Below are 17,310 nucleotides of genomic sequence, written 5' to 3'. Positions count from 1 at the left end.
CCTGTTATCCGATTTTTGCAAACGCGACGGCGGCCAAAAGGGTTCCCTTTTGGCCGCCGCGAATCGCCGTGTTCGTCAGCGTGGAGAACGCTGTTATCCGAGCGGATATCCCTCTTCGGGATCGGTGACTTCGCTGCCGTTGATCGACAGAGTGTAGCCGCTGGCATTGGACGCTTTTGAGACCGAAATGCGGTATTTGATGCCGCCCCGCTCTACCTCCGCCGCAAAACCGTCCCATTCCGACGGGAGCGACGGACGCACATGGAGCCGGCCATCCTTCAGCCGGATACCGAGGATGCCCTCGACGGCGGCCCGGTAAAGCCAGCCGGCCGATCCGGTATACCAGGTCCAGCCGCCGCGCGACGTATAAGGCTCATGCCCATAGACGTCGGCTGCCACGACATAGGGTTCGACCCGGTATTGTTCGGCCGAAGCCTTGTCGAGCGCATGCGTGATCGGATTGAGGATCTGGAAGCAGCGCAGCGCGTCGTCGCCCCGCTTCAGCTCCGCAAGCGCCATCACAACCCAGGTCGCGGCATGGGTATATTGCCCGCCGTTTTCACGCACGCCCGGCGGATAGGCCTTGATGTAACCGGGATCCCTGGCGGAATTGACGAAAGGCGGCGTGAACAGCCGGATGATGCGCGCCTCCTCGTCGACCAACTGGTCGAGCACGGCATCCATCGCCTTTCCGGCACGAGCCGGGTCGCCTTCGCCGGACAGAACGCTCCAGGATTGTGCGATGGAGTCGATCCGGCATTCCGGGCTCTCCTTGGAGCCGAGCAGCGCGCCGTCGTCGAATGTGCCGCGGCGATAGTAGCTGCCGTCCCACGCCGCGGTTTCGAGCGCCTTCTTCAATTCGGCGAGATGGGCCGACCAGCGCTCCGCTCGGGCCGTATCGCCGCGTTCTTCGGCATAGGGAATGAAGGCGCGCAATGCACCCGCCAGGAACCAGCCGAGCCAGACGCTGGTGCCGCGCCCGCCGATGCCGACGCGGTTCATGCCGTCGTTCCAGTCGCCGCCGAGGAACAGCGGCAGACCATTCGCGCCCTTGCGGGCGATGGCGAGATCGAGCGCCAGGGCCGCATGTTCGTAGACACTCGCCTTGTCCTCCGAAATCTCCGGCTTGTAGAACGAGTCGTGCTGACCTTCGAGAAGAGCGGGGCCTTCCAGGAAGGCAAGCTCCTCGTCGAGCACGCTCTTGTCGCCGGTGACGCTGCAATAATGCTGGATCGCGTAGCTCAGCCACACGACGTCATCCGAAATCAAGGTGCGAACGCCCGCACCCGTTCCCGGCAGCCACCAATGCTGAACGTCGCCTTCGCGGAACTGCCGCGAGGCGGCATTCAGAATCTGCCGCCGGGCGATCGAGGGTTCGTGCATCAGGAAGGCCAGCGTATCCTGCAACTGGTCGCGGAAACCGAAGGCGCCGCTTGCCTGGTAGAAGGCGGTGCGGGCCATGATGCGGCAGCCGAGGCTCTGATAGGGCAGCCAGGTGTTGACGAGATTGTTCATCCCGCGATCCGGCGTCGAGATCTGCAGTCGGCCGGTGAAATCGTGCCAGAAGGCGCGGTTGGCCTCGACCGCATCCTCGAACGAAGATTTGCTTATATCGGCGATCAGGGCGCGCGCTTCTTCTTCAGTCGGCGTATCGCCGAGGAAGAAGGTGACGTCGCGCTCCTCGCCGGCCCCGAGTTCGATGTCGATCGCCAGAGCCGCAGCCGGATCGCCATCCAGTTCGGTGATGCCCGAAAGCGGAGCTGCGGAGGTGACGGCCTGAGGCATGTGGATCGTGCCCGCCTTGCCGATAAATTCGCGCCGGCTAGCCGAGAAGCTTGAAAGCGTCTCGCTCGCCGCGAAGAAGGCGGTTCGGTTGGAAAAATCGATGCTGTAGGGATTGGTGGCAAACAGCGCCCCCGTCTCCTCGTCATGCCTCGACAGAATGAAGGGCGCCGTGCGTCCCGAATTGTTGCCAAGAACCCATTCGACGTAACCGTAGAGACGCAGCTTGCGGTCGGTCGAACCGGTGTTGCGCAGGCGCAGGCGCTGCAGTTTCACCGGCTTCTCGCGGTCGATCGTCTGCGTCAGCTCGAGCGCAATTTCGTGCTGAACGGTGGAAAAGACCGAATAGCCGAGCCCGTGGCGGGCTTCGAAGCGAATGTCCGGCCGACGCGAAAGCGCTGCGAACGGCGTCATGACAGCGCCGCTTTCGAGATCGGCCAGATAGAAGGCCTCGCCCGATCGGTTGACCACCGCATCGTTGGACCAGGACGTCAGCTGATAATCGCGCGAATTGACGCTCCAGGTGAAGCCTGCGCCTTCGGCCGACACGTGGAAACCGAACCTGTCGTTGGAGATGACGTTGATCCAAGGCTGCGGCGTCGCATGACCTCCGGGCAAGCGAATGACATATTCGCGGCCGTCGCGGGTAAAGCCGCCAATGCCGTTCCAGAAGTCGAGGTCGCCTTCCTCCTCGATGGCAACGGCGAGCACCACGGGCGGCGGCACCGGTGCAATGCGCTTGACCGGCACCCTGTTGCGCTCGACGCGCTCCATCTCCTGCAGTTCGTCCTTCGACGGCGCAAAGAGGGCGACGGCGCGGTTGATCTGGTCGACCACCTTGCCGTTCTTCGCATGCAGAGTGACGCGGGAAGCCGCGATCAATGCCTTGTAAGTGTTCTCCTCCATCAAGTCTTTGCGAACCGCGAAAATATGCTGGCGCAAGCCGTCAGCCTGGCCCATGCGGCGTACGTTCTCGCACATGGCGTCGAGCGCGTGTTGCATGTCCTGCGCATAGGAAGAGGCGCGTTCGTTCATGATAACGAGATCGGCGGTGACGCCGCGCGAGCGCAGATATTCCTGCGCCAGTAATGCCTCGCGGGCGATATCGAGATCCATGTCGTCGTTGACGCGCAACGTGAAGATCGGGAAGTCGCCGGAGATCGCCAGCGGCCAGAGCGCCGATTGCGATTGCAGGCCGGCCTCGACCGTCGCCTCATCCTTGCGCAGCTGCATGTCGGGATAGACGAGGTAGCGCCCGAGATGCTGGAAGGCGGCCGCCTGCTGGGAGGTGACGCCGACATGGCGCATCTGCACCTGCGTGCGCGTCCAGGCCTGGACGAGCTCATGGTTGAAGGCGTCGGGATGACGGTAGCGATTGACCGCCTTGTCGACCTCGTCGCGGCTTGGCGCAGCGATCGTCCAGAAGAACACGCTGACCTTCTTGCCGGCCGGCACCCGCACCGTGCGGCGCAGCGACATTACGGGATCGAGCGTGAAACCGTCGCTGCCGGAAAGCGTGGCACCCGGATCGAAGGCCGCTGCATCGGCGAGGCTGCGGCCGCGACCAATGAACTTGCGCCGGTCGGTTTCGGATTCGGTGTGACGGGTGTCGCCGGCATTGTCGACGATCAGATGCGCGATGCTGATGTTCGGCTCGTTCGGGTCACGCTTGTTGCGTTCGGCGCGGATGACGTCGCCGCGCTTGCCGATCTCGGTCTTGACGAACATGCGGGCGAATGCCGGATGCGCATTGTCGGTATCGTCAGAGGTGATCACCGGTTCGAGATAGGACGTGACTTCGATGAAACGATCTTCCGTGCCCATGTTGAGCAGGGTGATGCGACGGGCTTCCGCATCGTGCTCTGTGGCGATGATGCACTCCACCTCGCTCGTCAGATCTCCGACCGTCTTGATGAACTGCGCCTTCTCGTCGGCGAATTCGACCTTGATCTTTTCGCCCTCGACACCCTTCGGCTCCGCTGTCGCCGACCACCATTCGTTGGTGGCGGTATCGCGCAGGAAGATGAAGGTGCCCCAGCGGTCTTCGGTCGGATCGGCCTTCCAGCGGGAAACGGAAAGACCGTTCCAGCGGGAATAACCGGCGCCCGTCGCCGTCAGCATCATGGAATAATGGCCGTTCGACAGGAACACGAGCTCGCGGTCGCGCGAAAGGGGATCGCTGATCTTCCTGATTTCCGGCCGCATGAGATCCTCCTGGATGCTGGCCGGCGTATCGGATTCATGCTTGCCGCTCATGACGGGAATGTCGCGCGGCGCCTTTTCCTGTAGCAGAAGTTCCGCCGCCTCGATCACCGGATCGGAGTGGAAAAGCTCGCGCAGATGGCCGTTGAAGGCGACGTTGGCGACGGCTGCGATCGACATGCCGTGATGGTGGGCATAATAATTGTAGACTACCGCGCATTTCTTGCCTTCCGGCACGCGCGTCGGTGTGAAATCGACCGCGTCGTGGAAGCCGAACTTGCCGAGCGCGCCGACCTTGCGCAGTCTTTGCAGGTTTTCGAGTGCGCCGGGCGGATCGTACTGGCTGGCCAGCAGCGAAGCATAGGGGGCGATGACGGCATTGTGGCCGAGGCCGCGCTTGAGACCGAGCGTCGGCACGCCGAAATTCGTGTACTGGTAATTGAGGTTATGGTCGCGGGCATTGAAGGCCGCTTCCGAAATGCCCCACGGGATACCGAGCTTGCGGGCATAATTCATCTGCTCGACGACGACCAGATTGTTCGTCTGGTTGAGAATACCCCCGCCACGCTCCTGCATGACGAGCGGCGGCATCAGATATTCGAACATCGAGCCGGACCAGGAGACCAGCGCGCCGCGTGAACCCACAGGCACGACCTGGCGGCCGAGACGGTACCAGTGTTCCGTCGGCAGATCGCCCTTGGCGATGCCGAAGAGGCTGGTAAGGCGGCATTCCGAGGCGAGAAGGTCGTAGCAGGCCTGGTCGAGCTCGCCGCTTTCGACGCGGTAGCCGATCGACAGCAGTCGCCGTTCCGGCCGGAACAGGAAGCCGAAATCCATCGAAAAGGCGAGATCGCGGGCCTTGTCGCGCAACGCCACCAGGCGCGGCCTGAGCGCATCGACCTTGGAAAGATCGAAGGTGCTGTCTGATATATGCGCCTCGCAGACCTTCACCAGGGATGCCGCCCATTGGGTGACTTCCTCGCTCTGCTTCGACTTGACCTCATGGTCGAGATTGGCGGCGAGCTTCTCGATGTCGCGTGCGAGAACGGCAAGGTTTATGATGCGGATTGAGGCGAATTCGTGCTCGCGCTTGACGGCGGCAAGCGCATTCTGGAAGCCGACGATGCGCTCTTCCAGGCGCCGGCGCAGCGGGCGCACGGTCTTGCGGTCGTCGGGCAGGTCCGCGAGCACTTCGCCGAGAATGCCGGCCGTGTCGCCGACACCATCGAGATTGCCCTGCATGTGGGCCGACGGCGCCTCGGCCCAGTTGCGGCAGGCCGAAGAAATGGCGATCAGATGGCCGGCGAGATTGCCGCTGTCGACGGCTGAGACATATCGCGGCCCGAGCGTCTGCAGCGTATCGGTGTGATACCAGTTGAACAGATGGCCGCGGAATTTCTCCATCTTGTCGATCGTCGCGATCGTCTGCTCCAGCCGCTCAAGCGTTTCCTCGAAGGAGAACCAGCCGAAATGCCGGCCGGAAACCACGGAGAGCAGGTAGACGCCGATATTGGTCGGTGAGGTGCGGGCCGCGACGATGACATGCGGCGTTTCCTGGATATTGTCCGGCGGCAGATAATTCTGCTCGGCCGTCGTGAAAGTCTCGAAATACCGCCAGGTGCGCCGGGCGATCTTGCGCAGCTCGCTCGACACGGAATCGGCAACTTCGAGCCGGTCCTCGGTCTCTGCCGACTGGCTGACATACCAGGCGACGACAGGCGAGAGGATCCACAGCAGCGCAAAGGGGATGCCGACGAGGAAGGCGTTGTTGTCACCCGGAAGTGCTGCGAAACCGAGCGCCAGCAGCGCCAATACGGGCGCGTGCCACATTTGCTTGTAATAGGAGGCAAGGGTGCCTTGGCCGCCGGCCTGAACGCTGGCGGCGGTCCTCCACTGCAGCATCAGCTTGCGGCTGATGAACAGGCGGTAGAGCGAGCGGCCGATGGCATCCGCCATCATCGCGGCCGAATCGGCAATGAAGACGATCCGCAATGCGACCTGCGCATTGGCGGCGGTGATATCCGACCAGACCGTATAGAGATGGGCGCGGGCGACGATATCGCTGGTGCGGGGGATGATGCCGTTGATGAGTGACAGCGTCGGCGCCACGAACAGGCAAAAAATCAGCAGAATCTGCCAGACGAGCGCGCCGAGCGGACCCATGAAATACCAGCCGAGCACGGAGGCGAAGAACCAGGCGATCGGTGTCAGCGAACGGCGCAGATTGTCGAACATCTTCCAGCGGCCAAGGGCCGTGACGCCGTATTTCGGATTGAACATATAGGGCAGGAGCTGCCAGTCGCCGCGCGCCCAGCGATGCTGGCGCGACGTCTCCACCTCGTAGCGGATCGGGAAATCCTCGACGAGCTCGAGATCGGTGACAAGGGCGCAGCGCGCCATCGAACCTTCGAGAAGGTCGTGGCTGAGAACCGAATTCTCGTCGATCCGGCCCTTCAGCGAGGCTTCGAAGGCATCGACGTGATAAAGCCCCTTGCCGGTGAAGGTGCCTTCGCCGGCGAGATCCTGATAGACGTCGGAGACGGTGAAGACATAGGGGTCGAGGCCGCGGTTGATCGAAAAGACGCGCTGGAAGACCGAAGCGTCCTTGCCCGTCGTCAGCGACGGGGTGACACGCGGCTGCAGCACGCCATAGCCGCTTTCGACACGGCCGGTTTTCGGATTGATTACCGGGCGGTTGATCGGGTGATAGAGCTTGCCGACGAGCTTGGTGACGGCGTCGCGCATCAGGCGCGTGTCGGCATCAAGCGTCATGACATATTGCACATTGGCCGGGACGGTGTTGGCGCCGGAGAGATAAGTCGTGTCGCGGTCGCCGCGCAGCAGCATGTTGAGCTCATGCAGCTTGCCGCGCTTGCGCTCCCAGCCCATCCAGACGCCTTCAGCGGGATTGTACAGGCGGCGGCGGTGCAGCAGATAGAAGCGCGTCTTGCCGTCATAGGCATAGCGGGCAGACAGATTGGCGATCTCGCGTCTGGCATAGTCGAGAACTTCGAGATCGGCGGGCGTTTCCTCGACATCGCTGTCCGGCCAGTCGCTGAGCAGCGCGAAATAGATCTCGCCGCGCGGATTGGCGAGGTAGTGAACCTCGAGATTGCGCACATGATCGTCGACGCTATCGCGATTCGAGATCAGGCACGGCACGACGAGCAGCGTGCGCGCATCCTCCGGAATGCCTTCCTTGAACTCGTAGCCGACGAGGCGGGCCGGGGTCACGAAGAAGGACAGCAGGGTATTGAAGAGACCCGTTGCGCCCTCCGAGGCCGGCAATGAGAACATGATCAGCAGGATTGCGATCTCGATTGCGCCCATTCCGGCACTTGCCATGAACCTGCCGACGATTGCCATGGCGATGATCGTCAGCAGCATGACGGGCAGCGCGATCGACAGCCAATTGAACTGGCGCACGGCGCGCACAAAGTGCTGGGTGATCGTCGGACGATAATTCGCCCGCGCCTCGAGCTTCGGGCGTTGCGCCCCCGACAGAAAGCCGCCGACATTCGGCTCATGCGGCTGCGGCTCGTCGGAGGCCTTGGCAGCCTCGGTCATGTCGAGCGCCAGCTGAGCGATTTGCATTTCTGTCAGCGGCGAGCGCTTGGCCAGTTTCTCGATCTGCTTGCGGTATTTGTTGCGCGAGCCGGAATCGAGGATGCCGTAATCCGAATGCTCCCAGAGCAGCTTGTCCACATGGCTGACCTGCTCGACCCAGACCGACCATTCGGTATCGTCGATCTCGCGCAGGCTGCGGATGATGTTGCCCATCGTCACGTTGCCGGAAGAGAGACGGCTGTGTTCGGCGGTCGTCGCCTCTTCGGTATTGCGACCGAGCTCTTCCAGGCGTTCATCGAGCCAGGTGATTGCCAGGCTCGACGTCTGTGAGCCGTCACGCAGGCGATAGAGGAACTGCGTCGAGAAGGTGTTGTCTTCGGCAAACGGTTCCAGCGTCTTCAGATAGGCGGCAGCCTTGGCCGGATCGGTCAGGCGCACCAATTCGTCGGCCGCCTCGTTGGCGCGGCGGCGCAGGCGGCGGCTGGTTTCGACACGGCTCGAAATGCGGCGAAGGTTTTCCACCAGCACATAGCGCACCAGCGAGGGCAGGGCCCAGAGTTCACCGATCCTCAGCGTCTCGCTGGTCTGGAAGCCGTCGACCAGCGCCGTCAGGCTTTCCTGCGAGATCGTGCTGTGGGTATGGGCAACGTAGAGCCAAGCAAGCACCAGCGTGCGCGGAATGTCGACGCCGCCGACACGCATGGTCGGCAATTCGCGGTAGAAGCGGCGGGGAAAGTCGCGCCGCACCTCCTGGATCGCCTCTTCGACGATGTAGTGATTGTCCAGCAGCCATTCCGCCGCCGGCGTGATCGTCTCTCCGGCCTCGACGTCGGTTGCTGTGGTGCGGTAGACGCGCAGAATTTCCTTCTCGTTTTCCTTGTGGCGCGCGAAGAAATCAAAGGCGGCGAAAGCCGGCAGCTTGTCGACGCCGTTGACCGCGACGGCTTCGCCCATCGCCTTAATGTCCTCGATGGAAAGATAGGTCGAGCGGATCGAATCATTGTGATCGATCTGCTTCGTATCGGAGTCGCGTGGAAGGCTTGGAGAAAGATTGGCAATAGACATGGGTTCGGTTCTGGATCCAAACAAAGTTATGGCTGTTTTGCTCAGCCTTTTGCACTGCTTATCATGACTGCTACATGAACGGGGCCCGATTCTTCGAAGATCGATGAGACCGGGGTGAATGACGTCTGGGCCAAGCGATGTAAGCGGGCGTAGCCTTGGTCCAGCGCGAAGGTCGATCAATACCCTCTCCGCAAAACCATGGCGAAAAGTTGGACACTCTCGCGATAATTCAAGTCAAGAATCGTGATCCGAACGAGCCGGCGCGCTTGCGGCACAAGGCTGAGCGCCCAGCTTGTCGCCACCTTGCGGACTGCAGGAGCTTTTCGATAAGAGGAAGGTTCGCCAGATCATCGTCTGGCTGCGCTTTGATCGGGCTTGCCCAAGCGCGGAAACGCGCCGCATGGATACGCGCACGCAGCCCCGGCACGTGCCGAGGCCCATCATCTGCCGACTATCCGAGGACGCCGCAGACCATTGCCACCACGAACAGGAATGCCGCGGTGAAGATCGTCCCATGGAGCACCGTCTGAAGCCTGTGGCGCGTCGCGTGCGGCTTCCTGGTGGCTACCGAACCATAGTGGTTCACTTGAGTATGCGAAATACCCAGCTCTGCCATGTGTCGCCTCCGTTGTTCTCGTGCGGCCGGTTGTGCGGCTCGCTGTTATATTTCTTATTCCCTATCAGGTAGGTAGAGATAAATTTCCGTCCAGAGCGAGCGGAAGAGAAAATTCACCCGCTCTTTAGCAGAGCGTGCGCCATGCCCAGATCCAGGAGCGCTCGATGGCGTTCTCGTCCTGCTGCAGATCGGAGGTCTCGGTCCCGATCAGGCGCCGGTCCTGTTCCGCCGGCATGGAGACCGTAATCTGTTCCTTGCGATCAGCCCTCACCGGAGGATCGAGATAGCCCATGGTCATCCCACCGAGAAAGAACATGCCTCGACCTCCATCGATCACGAAAGCTAACAATCGTTAACAGGATCATGACAGAAGCGGGGCGGCTGTCAATAGTCTAGTCGAATGGTCGTCTTTTAAGGGAACATTATCCTTAACGCCGCCACCGGCCTTTTCTTTTCAATGGCCTAAAATGATTGCCTTTCAGGCTTTGACGAAACCCTTGCTCGCGATCATCAAATTTTTCGTGTAGTCCTCCTGGACCGCGCCCCGCGCCAGTTCTTCCGAGCTCAACCGCTCGACGACGGCGCCGTTGCGCATCACCGCGAGCCTTTCGCACATGTGGGTGATGACGCCGAGGTCATGGCTCACCATGACGAAGGTGAGCTTGCGGTCGCGGCGGATCTGTTCGAGCAGGTTCAGCACCTCCGCCTGCACCGAGGCGTCGAGCGCCGACGTCGGCTCGTCGAGCAGCAAGATCGACGGTTGCACGATCAGCGCCCTAGCGATCGCCACACGCTGTCGCTGACCACCGGAAAGCTGATGCGGGTAGCGGAAACGGAAACCATTGCCGAGACCGACCTCGTCAAGCGCGCGGGCAATACGCTTGTCCCTATCGGTAACGGCGTGGATGGCAAGCGGCTCGAGCAGCAGCCGGTCGATCGTCTGGCGCGGATGCAGTGAGCCATAGGGATCCTGGAAGACCATCTGCACGCGCCGATAGAAGGCCTTGCTGCGCTTTGAACCTTTCAGCTCTTCGCCGTCGATGCGGATCGCGCCGCCGCTGATGGGCGCAAGTCCGGCAACGGCGCGCAGCAAGGTCGATTTGCCCGACCCGGATTCACCGACGAGGCCGAAAGATTCACCGCGCTCGACGCTGATGCCGACATCCTTCAGCGCATGAAAATCATCGTAGACGACACTGAGATTGTCGACATGGAGGGCTGCGCTCATGCCGCCCACTCCGGCTTGCGGTCGAGCACCGGCAGCGGATGGCGGTTCGCGCCGATTTCCGGCATGCAGTTCAGCAGTCCCCGCGTATAGGGATGCTCAGCATGTTTGAGATCGGCGGCCGCCAGCTCTTCGACGATCTTGCCGGCATACATGACGATGACGCGATCGCAGAAGGAGGAAACCAGCCTCAGATCATGGGAAACGAAGATCAGCCCCATGCCGCGCTCGGAGACCAGCCTGTCCATGATCCGAAGCACATCGAGCTGCACCGTTACGTCGAGCGCCGAAGTGGGTTCGTCGGCAATCAACAGTTCAGGCCCGGCAATCAGCATCATGGCGATCATGGCGCGCTGTCCCATGCCGCCCGAAACCTCGTGCGGGTGCAGGTCGAAGACCCGTTGGGGATCGCGGATCTGCACCGCTTCCAGCATGGCGAGCGCCCGTTCGCGCGCTTCCGCTTTGCCGATCTTCTCATGGGTGCGCAGCGTTTCGCAGATCTGCCGTCCGATGGTCATGACGGGGTCGAGCGAATATTTCGGATCCTGCAGGATCATGGCGATGCGCTTGCCGCGCAACCTGCGCCTTTCGCCGGCGGATGCCTTGAGGAGATCGATGCCGCTGAAATCGAGCCTGTCGGCCGTGACGATGGCGTGTTTCGGCGTCAGCCCCATGATCGCCCGGCCAGTCTGCGACTTGCCGGAGCCGGATTCGCCGACGATGCCGAGCCTTTCCCTGCCGAGCGTGAAGGAGACGCCGCGCACGGCCTCGATCAGACCGGTGCGGGTGGGATAACTGACCTTCAGCTTGTCGACCGTCAGAAGTGTCGTCATTGGCCGCTCTCCTTCGGATCGAGCGCGTCGCGCAGGCCGTCGCCCAAGAGGTTGAAGCCGAGGCTGACGATGAGGATGGCTATGCCCGGCATGGCCGCGACCCACCACTGATCGAGGATGAAGCGCCGTCCAGAGGCGATCATCGCGCCCCATTCCGGCAGCGGCGGCTGTGCGCCGAGACCGAGAAAGCCGAGGCCGGCCGCCGTCAGGATGATGCCGGCCATATCGAGCGTCACGCGCACGATCAGCGAGGAAATGCAGAGCGGCATGACATGACGCACGATGATGCGGAACGGCGAGGCGCCCATCAGCTTTATCGCCGAGATATAGTCGGAACGCCGGACCGTTAGCGTCTCGGCCCGAGCGATGCGGGCATAGGGCGGCCAGGAGGTGATGGCGATGGCGATGACCGCGTTCTGGATGCCGGGGCCGAGAGCGGCGACGAAGGCGAGCGCCAATACCAGCTTCGGAAAGGCAAGAAAGATATCGGTGATGCGCATCAGCGTCGCATCCACCCAGCCTCCGGCATAACCCGAGACCGTGCCGACGATCAGCCCGATCGGCGCGGAGATGATGGCGACGAGCGCGACGACGAACAGAGTCAATCGCGACCCGTAGATCAGCCGTGAATAGATGTCGCGGCCCTGATCGTCCGTGCCGAGCAGGTAGCCGCTCGTTCCCGGCGGCAGCAGGCGGGCATTGCGGAGATCGCCGACGACGGGGTTGTGTGTGGCGAGGAGATCCGCGAAAGCGGCGACGAGGAGCAGGGCGATGATGATCAGCAGGCCGACGACGGCGAGCCTGTTGGCCGTGAACTGCCGCCAGGTGACGTAAGCGCGGCCGAGACGGGCCTGCCTGCGCGATTGCGGCCGGTCGGAAAGCAGCCATTCGCGGCGGCTCATCGCGGGAGAGGGGCTGGCAGGAGCCGTCATCGATTTCGCGTCCTCGGATCGAGCGTCCGGTAGAGAAGATCGGACAGAAGGTTGATGCCGATGAAGATCGTCCCGATGACGATCGTGCCGCCGAGCACGGCGTTCATATCGGCGTTCTGCAGCGAATTGGTGATGTAGAGCCCGATGCCCGGCCAGGAAAAGACGGTCTCGGTCAGCACCGATCCTTCGAGCAGGCCGGCATAGGAAAGAGCGATAACGGTGACCAGCGGCACGGCGGCATTGCGCAGAGCATGGCCCCAGATCACCCGCGTTTCCGAAAGCCCCTTGGCGCGCGCGGCCACGATATATTCCTGCGAAAGCTCGTTCAGCATGAAGCTGCGGGTCATGCGGCTGATATAGGCGAGCGAGAAATAGCCGAGCAGCGAAGCGGGCAGGATGATGTGGCGGAAGACATCGTAGAAGACATCCCATTGCCCCTGCCAGGCGCTATCCAGAAGATAAAAGCCGGTGATCGGCGTGAACGTATATTCGAAGACGATGTCGATGCGGCCAGGAAAGGCCACCCAGCGCAGCTGCGCATAAAAGATGACGAGCGAAATCAGCGCCAGCCAGAAAATCGGCACAGAATAACCGACGAGGCCGATGACGCGGACGACCTGGTCGGCGATGCTGCCGCGGCGCACGGCAGCGAGAACCCCGAGCGGCACGCCGACGCAGGCGCCGATCAGCGTTCCCAACGTCGCGAGCTCAATCGTCGCCGGCATGACCCGGCGGATGTCGACCATGACAGGATTGGTCGTCAGCACCGAGTTGCCGAAATCGCCGGACAGGATGCCTTTGATATAGATGTAGAACTGCTGATAAAGCGGCAGGTTGAAACCCATCTCCTGGCGCACCCGCTCAACGACGTGGGTAGGAGCGCGGTCGCCGAGGATGGCAAGCACGGGATCGATCGGCACGACGCGGCCGATGAAGAAGGTGACGGCCAGCAGGCCGAGATAAGTGGTGACGGCGGCGAACAGGAAGCGTCCCACCGCCTTGGCGAAAGTGCTGGCACGGCCCTTTCGGGGCCGCGCCGCCACCTGTGTTGCTTCGATGGTGCTCAAGGGATCAATCCTGCCGGATCATTCCTTGGCGATCGGACCGACAAAATTGGTGTCGAAGCTCGGACCCAGTTTGAAGTCCTTCAGGTTCTTGCGATAGCCGGCCACCTCGGTCTGCTGGAAGATGATGACAAAGGGGCTGTTGGCGAGGAACTTCTTCTGGATATCCTCGTACATGGCGGCGCGCTTCTCACCGTCGCGCTCGAGCAGTGCGGCCTTGGTTTGCTTGTCGAGTTCCGGCGCTTCCCAGGTGTTGCGCCAGGCGAGCGTCTTCACCGTCCCAGCATCGGAATTGTCGGGGTTGCTGGTGAAGGTGTCGGCATTCGAGTTCGGGTCGAAATAGTCCGAGCCCCAGTTGCCGATGTAGATGTCATGGGTGCGGGCGCGATATTTGGTCAAAGTCTGCTTGCCGTCGCCCGGGATGATTTCCAGCTTGACGCCGGCCTGCGCCAGCGTCTGCTGCATGGATTCAGCTATACCGGTCACCGGCTGCGTGTTGCGCACGTCCATCGTCACCGAGAACCCGTCCGGGAGGCCGGCCTTGGCAAGGAGCTCCTTGGCCTTGGCAACGTCGAGCTTGTAGGGGTTTTCATCCAGGGCGCCCAGTTGACCCTTCGGCAGGAAGGTTTGGTGGATCTCGCCGATCCCCTTGATCAAGGTTGCGCCGATCGCATCGTAGTCGACCAGATACTTGAAAGCCTCCTGAACTTCAGGCTTCTTCAGGTTCTCGTTCTTGTTGTTCAGGCTGACATAGTAGATCGTGCCTTTCGGTGCACTTGTCGTGGCGAGATCGGCATTCTTGGAAACGGCGTCGATATCGCCGGGCTCCAGATTGCGGGCGATGTCGATATCACCAGCTTCGAGCGCCAGCCGCTGGGCCGAGCTTTCCTTCATGTAGCGATAGATGACGCGGTTGAGCTTGGCCTTGTCGCCGTAATAATTGTCGTTGCGCTCGAGCACGACGACTTCGTTGGCTCGCCATTCGCGCAGCTTGAAAGCACCGGAACCGGCATAGCCGGTCTTCAGCCACTCATTGCCGAAATCATTGTCGTATTTGTGCTCGGCATCCGGCGTTACCGCCTTCACATGCTCCAGCACCAGCTTCTTGTCGACGACGGAAGCGACGGTCGCCGTCAGGCAGTTGAGCACGAAGCTCGGCGCATAGGCCTTGTCGACGGTGAAGACGAAGGTATTGGCATCAGTCGCCTTGGCCTTTTCGGTGACATTGTCGCCGGTCAGGCCGAACTGGGTGAGGATGAAGGCCGGGCTCTTGTCGAGTTTGACGGCGCGTTCGAAGGACCAGGCGACGTCTTCGGCGGTGATCGGATTACCGGAGGCGAATTTCATACCGGGTTTCAGCTTGAACGTATAGGTGAGGCCGTCATCCGAAACGCTCCAACTCTCGGCAAGATCACCCTTCACCTTGGATGTATCGGCAAGATCGAGGCGGACGAGCAGGCTGTAGCTGTTGCTGGTAATCTCCGCCGTCGAAAGCTCGAAGGCTTCGCCCGGATCCATCGTGATGATGTCGTCGATGGCAAGACCTTCGACCAACGTGTCCTTGGGCGTTTCGGCAAAGGCCGAGGGTGCTGCCATCATCAGCAGCGAAAGAGCGGCTCCTGCGGAAAGCAGGCGGAATTTGCGGCTGAGCCTGGTGATCATCATGGTCTGTTCCCCTGTTTTGATTGATTACGAAGCGTTTTGTCGGTCATGCGCCATTAAACTATTGTTTGTCGTGAGCGCGTCCAGAGGCGCGCAGCGCTTTAGGCGCGGTCCTCCCGCCAGGCTTGCGCCAGAATACGAAGCCAATTTTCACGGGCAAGTTTCGTCAGGTCGGCTTCATCATATCCAACCTCCCGGAGAGCGGCAATCAGCTTCTGATTGCCGGCCGCATCGCCGATTTCCTCAGGAATGGTGGCGCCGTCGAAATCCGATCCAAGCGCCACGCAATCAATGCCGATGCGGTTCACCAGATAGTCGATGTGGCGGATCATGTCGGCAAGCGGCGTATCGCTGTCCGAACGGCCGTCGTCACGCAGCATGGCCGTCGCATAATTGATCCCGACGAGCCCCCAGCTTTCGCGGATCGCGTCGAGCTGCCTGTCCGTCAGGTTGCGCGCGACCGGCGTCAGCGCATGCGCATTGGAATGGCTGGCGACCAGCGGCTGATCCGTCGTCTTCGCTACGTCCCAGAAGCCTTTTTCGGTGATATGGGCAAGGTCGATCAGGATACCGAGGCGATTGCACTCCCGCACCAGCTCGAAACCGGCCTCGGTGAGGCCGGGCGCCGTATCCGGCGACATCGGGAAGGCGAAGGGCACGCCGTGACCGAAGACGTTGTGCCGGCTCCAGACCGGGCCAAGCGATCGCAGTCCCGCTGCATAAAATAGTTCGAGAGCCGAAAGGTCGGCGCCAATCGCCTCGCAGCCTTCCATATGCATGACGGCGGCAAAGATGCCGTCCTCCATGGCGGCGCGGATGTCCTTCACCGTCCGGCAGAGCCGCCAGGCGCCTGCCTGATCGAGCCGCAGAGCGATCGCCGCCATTTCGGTGGCGATGACAAGCGATGGCAGCGGATCGAGAGGAGCCGCCATCGGCGTGATGTAGCGGCCATCGGCATCCGGATCGGCGAAGACAAGATCGCCCGAGGGAATGTAGATGGCGCAGAGGCCGCCTGAGAGGCCGCCTTCCCTGGCGCGACGCGCATCGATGTGGCCGGTCGTCGTGCCTTCCGCGAATTCCGCGATCGGGTTGCTGCCGTCTTTTGAATGGGTCCAGAGTCGAAGGAGAACGTCGTTGTGGCCGTCAAATACGAATTGCATCTGTCTTCCTGCGCTGCCCGAACGGGCCAATAAGCGGCAGAATAGAAAAGATGACGAAATTCGCCACCTCTTTTTTCGGTCATCTGCATCGTGGAGCATCACCAAAAAGGAAACGGGGGCCGAAGCCCCCGCAAAATTATCAAATCACATGGTCGTCGTCAGTGCTTGCGGCGCTTCTTCTGTCTGTAGACGTCGATGACGACGGCCGCGACGATGATGAAGCCCTTGACGATCTCCTGGTAATAGGCATCGATCCTGAGGAAGGTGAAGCCCGAGGTCATGACGCCGAGAATGATGGTGCCGATGACGGTGCCGGTAATGCGCCCGACGCCGCCGGTGAGCGAGGTGCCGCCGATGACGGTCGCGGCGATCGCGTCCAACTCATATCCGACGCCCATGCTTGCCTGCGCGGTTTCCGCGCGCGCCGCCGTGACGATGCCGGCAAGGCCAGCAAGCAATCCAGCGATCACATAGACTCTAACCAGGTGCGCTTCGATGTTGATACCGGAAACGCGGGCGGCCTGGGGGTTCGCGCCGATGGCGTAGGTGAACTTTCCATAGCGGGTGTAGCGCAGCGCGACATGGAAGATCAGTGCAACGACGAGGAAGACGACAACCGGCCACGCCTTCGTTCCGATGAAGTGAAACTGCTCGGTGATACCGGAAACCGGCTGTCCCTTCGTATACCACTTGGCAACACCTCTGGCAGAAACGAACATGCCGAGCGTTGCAATGAACGGCGGGATCTTCGTATAGGCGATGAGCGCGCCGTTCGCGAGACCGGCCGCCGCTCCGATCAGCAGACCGATCATGATGGGCACGAGCGCCGGAAGATCTGTCAGCGAAGGGAAGACGGCCCGCCCCCAGGTGGAGGACTGGGCGAAACTTGTTGCGATCATCGCCGTCATGCCGACGACGGAGCCCGATGATAGATCGATGCCGCCTGTTATGATGACCTGCGTGACGCCGACGGCGATAATGCCGATGACGGAGACCTGCAGGATCATGATTGTCAGGCGCTGCGAATTCATCAAGAAGCTTTGGCCGATGAACATCCAGCCGAGCGCTTCATAGATGAGCGCGATGCCGACAAGCACCAGGAAGATGCTGAGTTCCGGCGGCATACGCCGCCGTCTCTGCCGGGTTGCAAGCGGGGCCGTACCCTCTGCTGCCTTGGTACTCATATCAAACCTCCCTTAGGC

10 protein-coding genes are annotated in these 17,310 nt (G+C 61.6%); all 10 read right to left on the bottom strand.

The features are described 5' to 3' along the window. Positions 1 to 93: 93 nt before the first annotated feature. Positions 94 to 8,616: a glycoside hydrolase family 94 protein gene (locus B5E41_RS03360; protein WP_088391048.1), complete on the bottom strand. Its 8,523-nt coding sequence runs from the start codon at positions 8,614 to 8,616 to the stop codon at positions 94 to 96. A 451-nt stretch (positions 8,617 to 9,067) separates the two neighbouring features. After that, on the bottom strand, positions 9,068 to 9,232 hold the full coding sequence (locus B5E41_RS31590; RefSeq protein ID WP_176439332.1) for a hypothetical protein: 165 nt from the start codon (positions 9,230 to 9,232) through the stop codon (positions 9,068 to 9,070). A 124-nt stretch (positions 9,233 to 9,356) separates the two neighbouring features. Then, entirely contained in the window at positions 9,357 to 9,548 is a 192-nt protein-coding gene (locus B5E41_RS03355; protein WP_088391046.1) for a hypothetical protein, read from the bottom strand. A 162-nt stretch (positions 9,549 to 9,710) separates the two neighbouring features. Then, positions 9,711 to 10,460, bottom strand: a complete 750-nt coding sequence (locus tag B5E41_RS03350; RefSeq protein ID WP_088391349.1) for an ABC transporter ATP-binding protein — start codon at positions 10,458 to 10,460, stop codon at positions 9,711 to 9,713. Next, on the bottom strand, positions 10,457 to 11,290 hold the full coding sequence (locus tag B5E41_RS03345) for an ABC transporter ATP-binding protein (RefSeq protein WP_064805587.1): 834 nt from the start codon (positions 11,288 to 11,290) through the stop codon (positions 10,457 to 10,459). The genes B5E41_RS03350 and B5E41_RS03345 overlap by 4 nt, the downstream gene beginning before the upstream one ends. After that, positions 11,287 to 12,222: an ABC transporter permease gene (locus tag B5E41_RS03340; RefSeq protein WP_088391044.1), complete on the bottom strand. Its 936-nt coding sequence runs from the start codon at positions 12,220 to 12,222 to the stop codon at positions 11,287 to 11,289. The genes B5E41_RS03345 and B5E41_RS03340 overlap by 4 nt, the downstream gene beginning before the upstream one ends. Then, on the bottom strand, positions 12,219 to 13,289 hold the full coding sequence (locus B5E41_RS03335; protein ID WP_088391042.1) for an ABC transporter permease: 1,071 nt from the start codon (positions 13,287 to 13,289) through the stop codon (positions 12,219 to 12,221). The genes B5E41_RS03340 and B5E41_RS03335 overlap by 4 nt, the downstream gene beginning before the upstream one ends. A gap of 18 nt (positions 13,290 to 13,307) precedes the next feature. Next, positions 13,308 to 14,951: an ABC transporter substrate-binding protein gene (locus B5E41_RS03330; RefSeq protein ID WP_088391040.1), complete on the bottom strand. Its 1,644-nt coding sequence runs from the start codon at positions 14,949 to 14,951 to the stop codon at positions 13,308 to 13,310. A 98-nt stretch (positions 14,952 to 15,049) separates the two neighbouring features. After that, positions 15,050 to 16,108, bottom strand: coding sequence for a dipeptidase (locus B5E41_RS03325; protein ID WP_088391038.1), 1,059 nt, complete (start codon positions 16,106 to 16,108; stop codon positions 15,050 to 15,052). Between the two features lie 158 nt (positions 16,109 to 16,266). Then, positions 16,267 to 17,292 (bottom strand): ABC transporter permease, encoded by a 1,026-nt coding sequence (locus B5E41_RS03320; RefSeq protein WP_088391036.1) that lies wholly within the window; start codon positions 17,290 to 17,292, stop codon positions 16,267 to 16,269. Positions 17,293 to 17,310 lie beyond the last annotated feature (18 nt).

The organism is Rhizobium esperanzae (genome assembly GCF_002204185.1).
Lineage (GTDB): Bacteria > Pseudomonadota > Alphaproteobacteria > Rhizobiales > Rhizobiaceae > Rhizobium > Rhizobium esperanzae.
Note: the sequence above shows the minus strand (reverse complement) of the source record. Positions and strands in the feature narration are given on the sequence as shown.